12 protein-coding genes are annotated in these 14,609 nt (G+C 60.5%); 4 read left to right on the top strand and 8 right to left on the bottom strand.

What is annotated here, in order from left to right:
- Positions 1–63 precede the first annotated feature (63 nt).
- Positions 64–915, top strand: coding sequence for a toxin-antitoxin system YwqK family antitoxin (locus tag F0P96_RS00005; RefSeq protein WP_151076707.1), 852 nt, complete (start codon positions 64–66; stop codon positions 913–915).
- A 66-nt stretch (positions 916–981) separates the two neighbouring features.
- A complete protein-coding gene (locus tag F0P96_RS00010) occupies positions 982–3,297 on the top strand; it encodes a GH92 family glycosyl hydrolase (RefSeq protein WP_151076708.1) in 2,316 nt (771 codons plus the stop codon).
- Between the two features lie 35 nt (positions 3,298–3,332).
- On the opposite strand, the gene F0P96_RS00015 is transcribed toward F0P96_RS00010, so the two are convergent.
- From F0P96_RS00015 to F0P96_RS00035, 5 genes are all read right to left on the bottom strand, one after another.
- Positions 3,333–3,683 (bottom strand): hypothetical protein, encoded by a 351-nt coding sequence (locus tag F0P96_RS00015; protein ID WP_151076709.1) that lies wholly within the window; start codon positions 3,681–3,683, stop codon positions 3,333–3,335.
- A 4-nt stretch (positions 3,684–3,687) separates the two neighbouring features.
- Entirely contained in the window at positions 3,688–4,377 is a 690-nt protein-coding gene (locus tag F0P96_RS00020) for an HNH endonuclease (RefSeq protein ID WP_151076710.1), read from the bottom strand.
- 218 nt (positions 4,378–4,595) lie between these two features.
- Entirely contained in the window at positions 4,596–5,279 is a 684-nt protein-coding gene (locus F0P96_RS00025) for a hypothetical protein (protein WP_151076711.1), read from the bottom strand.
- A 556-nt stretch (positions 5,280–5,835) separates the two neighbouring features.
- Positions 5,836–6,615, bottom strand: a complete 780-nt coding sequence (locus tag F0P96_RS00030) for an MBL fold metallo-hydrolase (protein WP_151076712.1) — start codon at positions 6,613–6,615, stop codon at positions 5,836–5,838.
- A 212-nt stretch (positions 6,616–6,827) separates the two neighbouring features.
- Entirely contained in the window at positions 6,828–10,223 is a 3,396-nt protein-coding gene (locus F0P96_RS00035) for a DEAD/DEAH box helicase (RefSeq protein ID WP_235917328.1), read from the bottom strand.
- A gap of 166 nt (positions 10,224–10,389) precedes the next feature.
- Here F0P96_RS00035 and F0P96_RS00040 point away from each other — a divergent pair, with 166 nt between their 5' ends.
- Positions 10,390–10,686: a hypothetical protein gene (locus F0P96_RS00040; RefSeq protein WP_151076714.1), complete on the top strand. Its 297-nt coding sequence runs from the start codon at positions 10,390–10,392 to the stop codon at positions 10,684–10,686.
- Positions 10,687–11,251: 565 nt separating this feature from the next.
- On the opposite strand, the gene lpdA is transcribed toward F0P96_RS00040, so the two are convergent.
- Entirely contained in the window at positions 11,252–12,646 is a 1,395-nt protein-coding gene (lpdA, locus tag F0P96_RS00045; RefSeq protein WP_151076715.1) for a dihydrolipoyl dehydrogenase, read from the bottom strand.
- Between the two features lie 187 nt (positions 12,647–12,833).
- Between lpdA and F0P96_RS00050 the strand changes: the two genes are divergently transcribed.
- Positions 12,834–13,610, top strand: a complete 777-nt coding sequence (locus F0P96_RS00050; RefSeq protein ID WP_151076716.1) for a tetratricopeptide repeat protein — start codon at positions 12,834–12,836, stop codon at positions 13,608–13,610.
- A gap of 97 nt (positions 13,611–13,707) precedes the next feature.
- Here F0P96_RS00050 and trxA read toward each other — a convergent pair whose 3' ends face one another.
- Together trxA and F0P96_RS00060 are read right to left on the bottom strand one after the other, a co-directional pair.
- Entirely contained in the window at positions 13,708–14,025 is a 318-nt protein-coding gene (gene trxA / locus F0P96_RS00055) for a thioredoxin (RefSeq protein ID WP_151076717.1), read from the bottom strand.
- 123 nt (positions 14,026–14,148) lie between these two features.
- A complete protein-coding gene (locus tag F0P96_RS00060) occupies positions 14,149–14,592 on the bottom strand; it encodes a hypothetical protein (RefSeq protein ID WP_151076718.1) in 444 nt (147 codons plus the stop codon).
- Between the last annotated feature and the right edge of the window lie 17 nt (positions 14,593–14,609).

The raw sequence follows: 14,609 nt of genomic DNA on the forward strand, positions 1-14,609 counted from the left end.
GTGGGCCAACATCACGCTTTGCTTAAATCGCATTACCTAATCCCCAACACGCTCTAAAGCTTCATGATTATGAAACTGTGGATTACTGTATTTGCTTTGTTTCTTCTAACAATGCAGAATGCAGTTGGGCAATCAGCAAGAACAAGCGTTTATAAAAATCTTGTGACCAAGAAAGTATTTTTCGAAAGTGCATCAAAGAAGCCCGATGGAATAGGATATAGCTACTTTATAGATGGCAAGCGTGTGGATAAGATAACCTACGATAGTTTTCAGTCCAACTGGCGGAATCTACAAAGCTGCTGCCCTTGTATTTTGCAGACGTATAATTCTAGTGGTCAATTATTAAATGAAGGCGTGCGTTGTACCGATGCGCCCGTGGGCTGGTGGAAAGCATATCACCCCAATGGGAAGTTGAAAGAGAGCGGGCAGTACAAAGAAAACGACAGCGGTAACTGGGATAATCTGTGCGAACGGGGGTACTGCAGTGTCAGAGTAGGACGATGGACGTACTTCGATGAGCAGGGGAAACAGCTTTACGTGGAGGATTGGAAGGATGGAGCCTTTGTCAAGCAGATTCCTGAGCAGCTACGAATGGAAATATGGAAAGTTGATTTCTTGTTACGGGGGAAAGAGGCGGAGAAAATTCCTTTGACATTGGATGAAATTTCGCAGATAAATATTCTTCCGAAATATAAAAATAAAGCCCGGTCCGATATTACAATGAAGCTTCGGATTGAGGCCATAGGCTACCCACAATTTCGTGCAGAATGCAAACTCGATGAATTTAAAAATATCGATGCGCAAAAGCTGTTGTTAGCTTCTGGAATACCGATGGATAAAAATCCTCAATTTATTTTAGAGGTGTTCAGTGGGAAAGAGAATATAGATAGAGCCTATCTGCGCATTACCAAGTAGCCGCTGTTAACGGTTAGGCTGATACTACCTTGTCAGCTTCAACGCCACCCGCCACGCCCGAAGCTGATGCTCCGCCCGCTCCACCTCGCCGCCCTGCTCCTCGCCGCCGCCCCCACCTTCGCCCAGAAGAACCCGCCCCAACCCAAACCCGTCGAAAACCTCACCCAGTACGCCAAGCCCATCGTGGGCACGGCCAAGATGGGGCACACGTTTCCGGGCGCCACCGTGCCCTTCGGCATGGTGCAGCTCTCGCCCGATACCGATACGCTCAGCTACGAGCAGGACGACAAGTACAACCCCGACGTGTACAAGTACTGCGCCGGCTACCAGTACCAGGACCCCACCATCGTCGGCTTCAGCCACACCCACTTCAGCGGCACCGGCCACTCCGACCTCGGCGACTTCCTGCTGATGCCCACCACGGGCCCGCTGCAGCTCAACCCCGGCACCGCCACGCAGCCCGAGCGCGGCTACCGCTCCCGCTTCAACCACGCCACCGAAGTGGCCGAGCCCGGCTACTACCGCGTGCAGCTCGAAGACCACGACATCCTGGCCGAGCTGACGGCCACCAACCGCGTCGGGATGCACCAGTACACCTTCCCACAGGCCACCGACCAGGCCCACCTCATCCTGGACTTGATGCACGGCATCTACAACTACCCGGACAAGAACGTGTGGACCTTCGTGCGGGTGGAAAACGACACGCTCGTCACCGGCTACCGCCAAACCAACGGTTGGGCCCGCACCCGCACGGTGTACTTCGCCATGTCGTTTTCGCGGCCCTTCACCAACTACGGCAGCCGCAACTACGCCAAAAAACAGGCCTACCGCGGCTTCTGGGGCAAGTTCGACCAGACCAAGAACTGGCCCGACCTGGCCGGCGAGCAGCTCAGGATGTACTTCAACTTCAAGACCACCACGGCCGGGGAGAAGCTCAAAGTCAAATTCGCCCTCTCGCCCGTCAGCACCGCCGGCGCCCTGCAGAACCTGCGCGCCGAAGCCCCCGGCTGGGACTTCGACCGGGTGCGCGCCCAAGCCCGGCAGCTCTGGCAGCAGGAGCTGAGCAAGGTGGTCATCGAGTCGCCGAAGCGGGAGGACAAGGAAAACTTCTACACAGCCCTCTACCACGCCTTCCTGAGCCCGACCACCTACATGGACGCCGACGGCCAGTACCGCGGCCTCGACCAGAACAACCACCGCGCCGAGGGCTTCACCAACTACACCACCTTCTCGCTCTGGGACACCTACCGCGCCCTGCACCCGCTGCTGAACCTGGTGCAGCCCAAGCGCAACGCCGACATGGTGCAGTCGATGCTGGCCCATTTCGAGCAGAGCGCCGAGCACATGCTGCCCGTCTGGAGCCACTACGCCAACGAAAACTGGTGCATGATCGGCTACCACTCCGTGCCCGTCATTGCCGACGCCGTGCTCAAAGGCAACGCCCCCTTCGACGCCAACCGCGCCCTCGACGCCTGCGTGACCACCGCCCGCACCGCCCGCTACGACGGCCTGGGCTACTACATGCAGCTGGGCTACGTGCCCGAGGACAAAAGCGGCTCCAGCGTCTCCAAAACCCTGGAATACGCCTACGACGACTGGTGCATCGCCCAGATGGCCCGGAAGCTCAATCGGCCCGACATCTACCAGGAGTTCAGCAAGCGCGCCCAGAACTGGCAGAACGTGTACGATGCGCGTATCGGCTTCATGCGCCCCCGCCTGACCGACGGCTCCTTCCGCCCGAACTTCGACGTGCTGAGCACCCACAACCAGGGCTTCATCGAGGGCAACGCCTGGAACTACAGCCTCTACGTGCCCCAGGACCCGGCCGCGCTCATCGCCAAGATGGGCGGCAACCGTCGCTTCACCGAGCACCTCGACTCGCTGTTCACCATGCACCTGCCCGATAAGTTCTTCGCCGAAACCGAGGACATCACCCGCGAGGGCATCATCGGCAACTACGTGCACGGCAACGAGCCCGCCCACCACGCCGCCTACCTCTACAACTGGACCGACCAGCCCTACAAAACCCAGGCCCGCGTGCGCATGATCCTGCCCAAGATGTACCGCCCCACCCCCGACGGCCTCGGCGGCAACGACGACTGCGGGCAGATGTCGGCCTGGTACATCTTCTCCGCCCTGGGCTTCTACCCCGTCGCCCCCGGCTCCCCGGAATACGCCCTGGGCAGCCCCGCCGTCCACGGCGCCACGCTCAGCCTGGAAAACGGCAAAACCTTCCGCATCACGGTGCGCAACCAGAGCGACAAAAACGTCTACGTGAAGGAAGCCCGCCTCAACGGGCAGAAACTCACCCGGCCCTTCCTCACGCACGAGGCTATTATGAACGGCGGGGAACTGGTGTTTACGATGGCGGCGCGGCCTTGAGAAGAGTGACAGTCATGTAAGTATACAAGTCGTCTTTAGGTGTATTTGCCGAGCGGTCTATTCTCTGCATAATCCCAAGCTACTTCTCCTGACTCTCTTGTAAAGCCTCTCGCCCCTAACTCAACAAGTAAGCGGCTTAGCTCGTCATCGTTTGTACCTGTTACTAATTTTAACGTCTTGAATGATCTGCCTTTGCCAGGTGCAGCATTGTCTAGCATTTCCCTTATTAATCTTTTTCTAGGACCCCATAACCTCTCTTCTTCCCTTTTTTCTCTTCTTCTTTCTAATCTTAAGGGCGCCCAATATGATGTTATATAGGAAGTGGCAGTACCTATGGCTGCTCCCAATGCGGTTCCTATGAGTCCAGCAATGTATTCGTCAGACATCGTATTAGGGGTTATAGATCTTTACTTGCTTGTTGTGATAATCAATGTATGCCTGGTCTATTGCATGCTTATTGAGTTTAAGGTGTTCTATAGATATTGGCATAGTAAAAAAGTCAAGCCTTGTGTGATGATCAGGACATACGCACAATAAATTACTTTTTACGTCTGGTCCGAAATGTGGTGAACCCAATCCTTTTATATGGTGGACTTCGCTATAATATTTAGGTCCCTTTGTGCGTATCTTAAGTTGGGTACCGCAAATTTGGCAGGTATTTCTATATAGTTTTTTTATTTCTTCAACAAGTTTTTTGTTGCGAATGTATATTTCAATTTCGCGTTTTTGTTTTAATGTTTCTTCGTTTGTTGGTTCATGCCTCTCTTTTATAGGCGTATTAATGGTGCTAATCAAATTGTGTTTTTTTAGAATAGTTTTCTGCGCGTCACTGAATGACGTATACGTGGGAAGACTAGAAATACCATTTGGTCTTATATGAACTTGATTTTCGGCAGGTCCAAAATCTATTCCAGGATAATTTAGGTAATCTGCTCTTGTTTCAAAAACTATATATCCATTCGGGTCAATAAGAATGCCTGGGAAATCATTTAGTTCATGATACCACGTGCCTTCTTTGTAATAGAGTGCATGTATAGCTCCTAGTTGTAGAAGCTCATTTATAGGTTCGCCTTTTAACATGTTGTTAAAGAGTTGAAAGTGTTTTGCTTTTGAGTTGATGATTATGGAGTATGTTCAAAAGTGTTTTTAATTAAATTAAAAAGCAATAGTGGTAGAATGTAAATCGTGAACTTATAATTCTAATCTATTTGAAATCATGTAAGCATACCTGGCACCGTGCCAAAACCCGCCCGCTCCCAACCGGGAGCGGGCGGCTTCATTTCCAACCCCGCCGGGCCTTACCCCGCCGCCGGTTTCTGCTTGCCACCCCCGCCGCCGGACTCAATAATCTTGCGGGCCTGGGTGTAGCCGTCGAACAGCGGGCGGTTGAGCAGCTTGAAGGCTTTCATGTCCTCGTCGAGGGTGCGCAGCTCGTCCATCAGGTCGGCCAGCAGGTCCTCCAGGGCCGCGCCCGACACGGCCCGCTCGTTGATGGTTTTGCGCACGGCCGGCTGGGCGGTGCGGAAGGTAGCCAGGGCATCGGTCAGCGGCTGCAGGGCCTTAGCCGTAAGGCCCTGCTTGGCCAGCTCGGGCGCCACGTCGGGGCGGGCGGCGCTGGCCATGATGGCGCCCACCACCGAGGCAAACGGCACGGGGCGCAGCTTGCGCAGCTGCTTGCCGCCCAGCGTCACGGCCGCTTGCAGGTCGGCGTCGCCGAGGCGCACCGCCACCCGGCCGAGGGGGCCGAGCAAGGCGGGCAGCAGGTCGTAGAGGGTTTGCTGCGCGGCCTGGGCGGCGGCCGTCAGGTCCTCGGTGCGGCGGGCGGTGCCGCTGCGGGCCTGGGCCACCTGCGCGTAGAGGGTTTGCACGTCGGCGGCCTGCTGCGCGGCTACCTCGCTGGCGGCCAGTTCGGCAGTGTGTCCGGCCAAGTAATCAGCCACCCGCCCACACATGGCGAGCTGGTCTTCTTTGTATTTCTCCATCGAACAACTAGTTGGTAGTGATATAAAGCCGCTCCCGGGAGCGGCGCAAGTATTTCTTGCGGCCGCCAAGATAACTGGAACCGCCAAGCAAACAACCCCCTACAGTCCAGCCACCTTTCCCCGTCCCGGCCCCGGCACAACTGCCCCCGGCACCGGTTCCACCCGTCCCGGAATCGAGCCAACCACCCCCGGCCCCGCTGCAACCCTTCCCGGCATCGGTCCAACGGCTCCCGGTATCGATGGAACCATCCCCGGCCCCCATGCAACGCCCCACGACCTCGACGTAACTACTGCCGGCATCGATTCAACGGCTCCCGACATCGATTCCACCACTCCGGGCAGTGGCCCAACGGCGTCCGGCATCGGCTAAACCACTCCCGGCATCAAGCCCACGGCCGCCGGCCGCGCCGCCGACGCGTATGGCCCGGGGCGGGCGTACCCGGCTCCGTTGGCGTCTACAAGGCGTTTGAATGAGCAGCCGCTAAGTCCAGGTCACGCCAAAACGCCCTGCCGAGCAACCGCTCGACAGGGCGTTTTCCTTGGGGTGTCGCCGAAGCTACTTGGCGCCGGCGTACCAGTTGCGCAGCCGCACGTCAATCTTCTTATTGGCCGCGTTGACGGTTTTCTGGAAGGCCGCCACGTCGCTCAGTCCGTTCTGGCCGCGGTAGTGGTAGGGGTACACGATGCCGGGCTTGAAGGCCAGTACACCCTGCGCCGCCTGCTGCACGTCCATGGTGTAGGGCAGGTTCATGCACACAAACGCCACGTCGATGTTCTTCAGGGCGCGCATTTCGGGCGTGTCCTCGGTGTCGCCGGAGAAGTACACGTTTTTGCCGCCCAGGCCCAGCACGTAGCCGTTGCCCCGGCCTTTGGTGTGCATGGCGTCGGGCGCTTCGGGCAGGTTGTACATCGGGATGGCCGCGATGCTCATCCCTAGCGTGTCGAGCTTCTGGCCGTTGCGCAGCACGCGCACCTGCTTTTTGTACTCGGCCGGCAGCTTCTCGGCCACGGCGGGCGGCACCACCATCAGGGCCTTGCCCACCGACAGGCCGGCCAGCGTCTTCGGGTCCAGATGGTCGGGGTGGATGTCGGTGATGAGCACCACGTCGGGCGCGGACAGGCCGGCGTAGGCTTCGGAGCCGCCGTAGGGGTCCACGTAGATGGTCTTGCGGTTCCAGCTCAGCACCACGCTGCCGTGCGTGATGGGCTGCACCGTGAGCGGGCCGGTTTTGGTCGCAATCTGGTCGGGGGCTACGCGCGGGGCCGCCGGCGTCTGGGCGAGTACGGGCGTGGTCAGGGCCGTTAGCGCGGCCAGCAGCAGGGGGGTAAGCTTCATCGGGTTTGGTTAGTGGTGAGGTAGACGGGAAACGTGGACAGCGGGTAGCACGGTGATTTCCGCGCTGCCCCGAGCCTGACCATAACCCGGTGGGCCGTGACAAGTTTTGCGCTTGAGTGGCGTCGGCGCGCGAGCATCCAGAAAAGGCGAGTGGTTGGGCAGTATTCCTTCGTTGGCGCAGGCTCAAGGGCGGCGCAATGAATGCTTGGATGTTAGCTAAACAGCTCCAGTAGTTCCTGCTGCGTCAGGGCCTTCACCAAATCGGCGTCGGTGCGAATGAGCTCGTGGGCCAGCTCCCGCTTGCCTTCCTGCAGCTTCATGATTTTGTCTTCGATGGTGTTGGGGCAGATGAGGCGCACGGCCACCACCTTCCGGGTTTGGCCGATGCGGTGACTGCGGTCGATGGCCTGGTTTTCTACGGCGGGGTTCCACCACGGGTCCACGAGGTACACGTAGTCGGCGGCGGTCAAATTCAGGCCCGTTCCGCCCGCTTTCAGGCTCACCAGGAACACCCGCACATCGTCGCGCTCCTGAAACGCCGCCACAGCCGCGGCGCGGTTGCGCGTCTGGCCGGTGAGGTATTCGTGGGCAATGCCGCGCTGGCGCAGCTCGGCCCGAATGAGGTCGAGCATCTTCACGAACTGCGAGAAAACCAGGATCTTGTGCTGCGGGGCGCGGGTTTCAATTTCCTCCAGCACTACCTCCAGCTTGGCCGAGGTGGGACCGAAGTCGGCTTCCTCGGGCAGCAGAGCCGGCGCGTTGCAGATCTGGCGCAGCCGGGTGAGGCCCTGCAGCAAATGCAGGCGGCTTTTGGTGGCCGTTTCCTCGCTTTGGCCCAGCAGCTTGGCCCGAAAATCCTGCCGACAGGCTTCGTACACGCGGCGCTGCTCGGCCCCCATTTCGCAGTAGAGCACCATTTCCGTCTTGTCGGGCAGCTCGCGGGCCACCTGGCCTTTGGTGCGGCGCAGCACAAACGGGCTGATTTTCTGTTGGAGCTGGCGGACCCGCTGCGTGTCCTTGAATTTGTCGATGGGCGCCGCGTACTGGTCGTGGAAGTGCTGGCGGCTGCCCAGCAGGCCGGGGCAGGCAAAGGAAAGCTGCCCGTACAGGTCGTAGGTGTTGTTTTCGACGGGCGTACCGGTGAGGACCACGCGGTTGCGGGCCTGCAGCAGCCGGGCCGCTTTGTAGCGCTGCGAGTCGGGGTTTTTGATGGCCTGGGCCTCGTCCAGAAACACGTAGTCGAAGGCGTAGTCCTTCAGCCAGCGGATATCGGCCAGCATCGTGTTGTAGGTCGTCAGCACAATGTCGGCCGAGGCAAAGGCCTGCGCATCGGGGCGGCGGGCAGCGCCGTGCAGCACGTGCACGCGCAGCGAGGGCGCAAACTTCTCCACCTCGGCCTGCCAGTTGAACACCAGCGAGGTGGGCACCACCACCAGGCTGGCGCCGGTGCGCCCTTGCCCGCGCAAATGCAGCAGGAAAGCCAGCACCTGCACGGTTTTCCCCAGTCCCATGTCGTCGGCCAGGCAGCCGCCGAAGCCGAAGGTGTCGAGGAAGTTCAGCCAGTTCAGCCCCTGCCGCTGGTACTCGCGCAGCGTGGCCCGCAGCCCCGCAGGCACTGGCACGGCCTCGATGCCCGCGAAATCGGCCACGGCGGCTTGGTAGTGTGCCAGCTGGGCGCGCGTTTCGGGCGTGAGGGCCGTGGGGTCGTAAAGCTCGGCCAGGGTGGCAAAGCTGATGCTGGGCGTGCGAATCCGATCATCGACCACCTCACCGGCCGCGAAGTAAGCGGCGAATTTCTCCACCCATTCCTGGGGCAAAATGCCGCGGGTGCCGTCGTCGAGCTGCACGTAGCGGCTGCGGTTGCGAATGGCCCTGTGCAGGTGCCGCAAAGCCGCCTGCTGCTTGCCAAAGCGCACGGTTAGCTCGGTGTCGAACCAGTTGGTGTCGCCGCTCACGCGCACCGTTACCTGGGCGCGGTAGGGGTTGAGGGTGTTGCGCTTGAGCTGGTTGAAGCCTAGGATGGTAATGCCCAGGTTGCGCCAGTCATCGAAGGCGGCCAGAAACCAGTCTTCCTGCAAAAACAGCGTTTTGGGCACGTACAAGGCTTCTTCGCTGAGCTGCTCCTGGAAGGCGGGGTAATGCCGCAGCAGCGCGGCCAGAAAGCGGTTTTCGGCGTCGGCGTCGCGCTCCAGCACAAAGGCCCGGCCCAGCTCGTCGGTAACGTAGAGCTGCCGCCGCGAAAGAATGCTGATTTCCTTCGGCCCGTAGCGCATCACGGGCAGCAGCTCCACGTGGGCACCGGCATCGGAGAGGTAGAGCAGCAGCTCGGGCGGCGCCGCAAAACCCAGCTCCTGGCGCTGCGCGGGCGTGGCCGGGCGCAGGTAGCCGTAGTTGATGTGCAGGCGGTTTTCGAGGTGGGCCAGCACGTCGCGCTGAAACTCGGCGAACTTGCTCTGGTGAATGAGCAGCGTGTTGTTGCGCTTCTGGAAGAAGTCGATGACGCGCCACAGGTGCACGTTGTCGAGCAGGTAGAGCACCTCGCGCACAGCCACGAAATACTCGTAGCGAACGGCGAGGCTTTTCAGCTCCAGCGGCAAATCGTGGAGTAGCAGCTGGCCGCTCACCGCGTAGTACTCGCCCTGCTGCGTCACCTGCAGGCGCACGTCCAGCGGGGCATGGCGCAGCTCTACGGGCCGGATGGACTGGGCCGTAATCTTGTCCGACACCGCGGCGTCGTGGGCGTACACGGGCAACTGGGCGGGGTTGCGCACCACGGCCCGCAGGGCGTCGAGGGCGGCGGGCGTGCGGCCGTCGTCGTAGTGGTGCTGAAAACGCGCCACGCCGGTGTAGAACTTCACCTCGTCGGGCTGCTCCAGCTGCCAGATGCCGTCGAGCGGGTTGCGCACCGACACCGGGTTCTTGACTTTGCCGGTGGCCGTTACGGCCGCCTCGGCCAGCTGCAGCGTGAGGTGGCCGTAGTAGCGGTGCCGCGCCAGTATTAGGAGCGTCCGGGTTTCGTCTACGGGCAGCTGCGGGGCGCGTTTGCCGGGCCGCAGCTGCTCCACCAAGGCGTGCTTGGTGGCATCCGTCACGGGGTACAAATCGGCTTGCCGGGGCGCGGCGGTTACGGTGCCGGGCCGGGCGTAGGTCAGCGCGAAATGCGCGTCGAGGTCGGGGGCGTGTTCCAAGCCGTAGTCGCGGGCGGTGGCCTGCAAAAACGCCTGCCGCGCCGGCGCATCGAAGAACAACCGCAGCTCCTTGCGCTGCAGAATACTGAGCAGCACCAGCGCCTGATGCTCGCAGAGCGTGGTTTTGGGCGCGGCGCAGGCACAAGCCAGCAGCAGGCCCGGCTCCAGCTGCTGCACCACCACAGCCGGAAACGGCAGCTGACTGGCAGACGCGGCGGTGCTGGTGAACGTGCCCTCGTTCAGCTCCAGCGTTTCGGGCTGAATGGCGGCCAGGGTGCGAATATCCGCCGCGGGCAGCGCGCCGCCGCAATGCCGGGCCACGATGGTGCTCGTGAGCGTGGGCACCGCAGCGCCCGGCAGCAGGTACCGATGCGGGTGCGCCGGGGCGGCGTTTTGAGCAGACGAATCCGGTAGCGGCACTGGCAGAAGCGTGGGAAGCGCGCCGGGTCGGCCGCCCGGCAAAGATAACCGCTGCGGAAGCCGGGTTATGTGCCTGCCCATGGCCAAACAGACTCTTCCGTCGTACAGTCAGGTAGCAGCCGTCGTTGTTTCGCTGCTTTTGCCGCACCCATTCAGCCACACCGCCATGGACCCCAAGCCCAAACCCAGCCAGCCGAACCCGGCCGAAACGACCTTGCCCACCAAAGGCACTTCCGATAGCCAGAGCGCCGACACGGTGACCAACCTGCCGCAACCCGACCGCACACCCAAGGCCGCTCCCCAACCAGCAGTAGCTGCTCCGCCGGCTACCGAAGCGCCCGCACCCGAAAGCACCGCCGCCGAGGAAACACCTACCGACCCCTCGGCCGCCGATACCCAGCCCGACACCCACGGCGACACCGACCCCGGCGCCAGCCGCAACGACGATGCGCACCCCTTGTAGCTGGGTCTTTGGTAGCTAAGTATTATCGTAGTATCGGTAAGGCGTTAGTTTTACCATCGTTTCGATAATGCATATGAAATACGCTCTGATAAGTCTTTTCACGCAAGCGTTTACCATTCAGAATGCCCCGCAGATAGAAGGCACATACCAGTCTGTTGGCGACAGGTTTGAAAAGTACTCGATAATTACATTAATGCCGGGGAGGGTATTTGTCTATTGGGTAGGAGTAGGTGGTTGTCAGGTTGAGGTTACAGGGCAATGGCGACTGGATGGGAATAAGTTATATCTAATAAACGACAAGCAGTTTTTGAGTGAACCTGCCGATACGAGTCGTTGGAAACCCCTATACCCGGACATGAGCTTGACTGCGTGGAAAGTCAGACCGAATGCAATTAAACCACTACGCCCTGTTAACAGTGGGTGTGTTGTGGAAAGCAATAAGCATGTCAGAGTAAAGTGAAGCGAACGGGGCATCAAAAAACTCCACAACAGTAAATGAGCAACGCGAAACGCCCCGCCGGAACCAAGTTCCGGCGGGGCGTTTCGCGTAAAATCAACTCCTGGCTTACAGGTGAATCACCTCGCCGTAAGCAGCGGCGGCAGCTTCCATCACCGCCTCCGACATAGTCGGGTGGGGGTGGATGGCCTTGATGATTTCGTGGCCGGTGGTTTCGAGCTTGCGCGCCACCACGGCTTCGGCAATCATGTCGGTGACGCCCGCGCCAATCATGTGGGCGCCCAGCCACTCGCCGTACTTCTTGTCGAAAATGACTTTCACGAAGCCGTCCTTGGCACCCGAAGCCGAGGCTTTGCCCGAGGCCGAGAAGGGGAATTTGCCCACCAGGATGTCGTAGCCCTGCTTTTTGGCTTCTTCCTCGGTGAGGCCCACCGAGGCAATTTCCGGCGAGCAGTAGGTGCAGCCGGGCACGTTGCCGTAGTTGATAGGCTCGGGGTGGTGGCCCGCAATGGCCTCCACGCAGGTAATGCCCTCGGCCGAAGCCACGTGGGCCAGCGCCGGGCCGGGCACGATGTCGCCGATGGCGTACACGCCCGGCACGTTGGTGCGGTAGTACTCGTCGACTTTGATGCGGCCCTTCTCCACCGTGATGCCCAGTTCCTCCAGGCCGATGTTTTCCAGGTTCGGCTGAATGCCCACCGCGCTCAGCACGATGTCGGCCTCCAACTGCTGCTCGCCCTTGGCGGTTTTGATGCTCACCTTGCAGCCCGGGACGGCCGTGTCTACCTTGGTCACTTCAGCCGAGGTCAGGATGTCGATGCCGGCTTTCTTGAACGAGCGTTCCAGCTGCTTCGACACTTCTTCGTCCTCCACCGGCACGATGCGCGGCAGGTACTCCACGATGGTCACTTTGGTGCCCATGGTAGCGTAGAAATAGGCAAACTCGACGCCGATGGCGCCGGAGCCCACCACCACCATCGACTTGGGCTGCTGGGGCAGCACCATAGCTTCGCGGTAACCGATGATTTTCTTGCCGTCGATGGGCAGGTTGGGCAGCTGCCGGGCGCGGGCGCCGGTAGCCAGGATGATGTGCTTGGCCTGAATGGTTTCCTTGCCGCCGTCGGCCTTGGTCACGTCTACTTCGCCGGCTTTCAGCACCTTGGCCGTGCCCATGATGGCGTCAATCTTGTTCTTCTTGAAGAGGAAGTTAATGCCCTTGCTCATGCCCTCGGCCACGCCGCGGCTGCGCTTCACCACGGCCCCGAAGTCGTAGCCCACGTTGTCGGCCGAGAGGCCGTAGTCCTGCGGGTGCTTCAGGTACTCAAATACCTGCGCCGATTTCAGCAGCGCCTTGGTGGGAATGCAGCCCCAGTTGAGGCAGATGCCGCCGAGCGACTCGCGTTCTACCACGCCCACTTTCAGACCGAGCTGGGAGGCGCGAATAGCGGCTACGTAGCCGCCCGGGCCCGAGCCAATCACGACCACGTCGTATTGCAATGCCATAGGAAATTGTCTTGGGAAAAGAATGTCGGATGAGGGAGCGGGGCGACCCGGCGGCCGCGGCCCAGCGGACAAAGATAGCCACCGGGGCGAACCGACCAATTACCGTCACCTAACTAGCGCGGCCCCGTATACACGCGCGGGCCGTATTGGCCTTTGCCGCTTTCACTTGCTTTTTCCACCACTCCTCATGAAACGTTTTGTACGCCTCCTGCTGCCCGCTACGGGGCTCTTTACTATACTACTGACCGCGCAGTGCTCCATGACGCGCGAACAGGAGGCGCCGGGCATGGCCGCCCGCGCCCGCCTGACCGAAGCTCAAACCGCCGCCGCCGCCGACCCCAACCAGCCCGCCACCACCGCCGACGCCGCGCCCGTATCTGCCGAAGCCACGGCTTCGGTAGCCACTCCCACGCCGGCCCCGGCTGCCCCCGTGGCCGCAGCCGCGCCCATGCGCCGCACCAACGCCGACTACAAAGCCGATATCCGCTCGGCCGATGCGCTGCTGAAAACCAACCCGCGCAACGCCGACGCCCTCGTGACGCGCGGCCGGGCCAAGGCCCAACTCAAGGATTACAAGGAAGCCATTGCCGACTTCAACCTGGCCCTGCGCGTGAAGCCGACCAACGCCGATGCCTACTACAACCGCGGCCTGTCGCGCATTCAAACGCGGGAGTTCAACGCGGCCATCAGCGACTTTGGCAAGTCCCTGCGCTACCGGCCCGAAGACAAAGAGGCCTATTTCGGCCGCGGCGTAGCCAAAATGTCGCTCGACAACTTCAAGGGCGCCCTGCCCGATTTCAACAAGGCCCTTTCGCTCGACGAAAACTACGCCGACGCCTACGAGTACCGCGGCATCTGCTACTCGTCGCTCAACAAGCCCGAGGACGCCCGTCGGGACCTGGAAAAAGCTGCCAAGCTCAACCCGGAAGCGGCCAAAAGCCTGCGCAAGTACGCCAAGCAATAACGGGCCCGGGGCCAAGCAAAAAAGCCGTTCACGGGTTCGTGAACGGCTTTATTGTTAACTGACTGGTAAGCCGACGTACAGGTTCAGGCGGCTGGTCCTACGAAGTTTGCTGGGTGTAGCCCGCCACCACTTGGTTGAGCTGATGCTCGGGCACCACGCCCGACTGCCGCCACACGGGCTGGCCCTGGTGAAACAAAATGAGCGTGGGAATGCCCTGCACGCGGTATTGCTGGGCAGCGGCCGGGTTGCGGTCCACGTCTACCTTAATGACTTTGAGCTTGCCCTGGTGCCGGGCCGCCACTTGCTGCAGAATGGGGGCCATGGTGCGGCACGGCCCGCACCAGTCGGCGTAGAAGTCCACCAGCACGGGCATGCCGGGGCTGCTGATGAGTTCGGTGAAGGATTTCTTGGCCATGGCAGAAACAGGTGAGGTGTATGCCCCGCATACGCAGCTCCGGGCGTCTCCGATTAAATGCCAAGACCGTTTGCGGCCGGGGCTGCAAACGGTCTTGAAACAAGCCGGGGGTGAAATCGGCGCTTAGCGGGGTTTCTCGATGACGGTTACGTCGTTGGCCACGTTCGGAATTTCGAACCGGCCGCCTACTACTTTTTTGCCGGCTACCTGGCACTGCCACACGTAGCGGCCCGGCTGGGCCCGGCCAGCCTCGCCCGATTCGGTTTTGAAATACTCGGCTTCCGTGGCCGGGGTCGGGAATATTACATCCACGCCGTTTTGGCCTTTCTCTACCTCTTTCACGAGAGAGTATTCCTTGCCCGTGTTCTGGTTGGTCACCACAAATTTGGCGGTGTAGGCCCCGAGTTGACCGAATTTATCCATCACCCCGAGCTTCACGTAAGGGTCGGTGGAAACGAGCCAAGTTTGGGCGCGCGACTGGGTGGGCGCCAGCACCAGCAGCACGAACAGAAAGCCAGCCACATGCAGGAGGCGTTTCAAGTGAGCTTGTGGAGTAGAAAGGAGCATAAGAAGGAGGTGAAGGT

The organism is Hymenobacter busanensis, assembly GCF_008727865.1.
Lineage (GTDB): Bacteria > Bacteroidota > Bacteroidia > Cytophagales > Hymenobacteraceae > Solirubrum > Solirubrum busanense.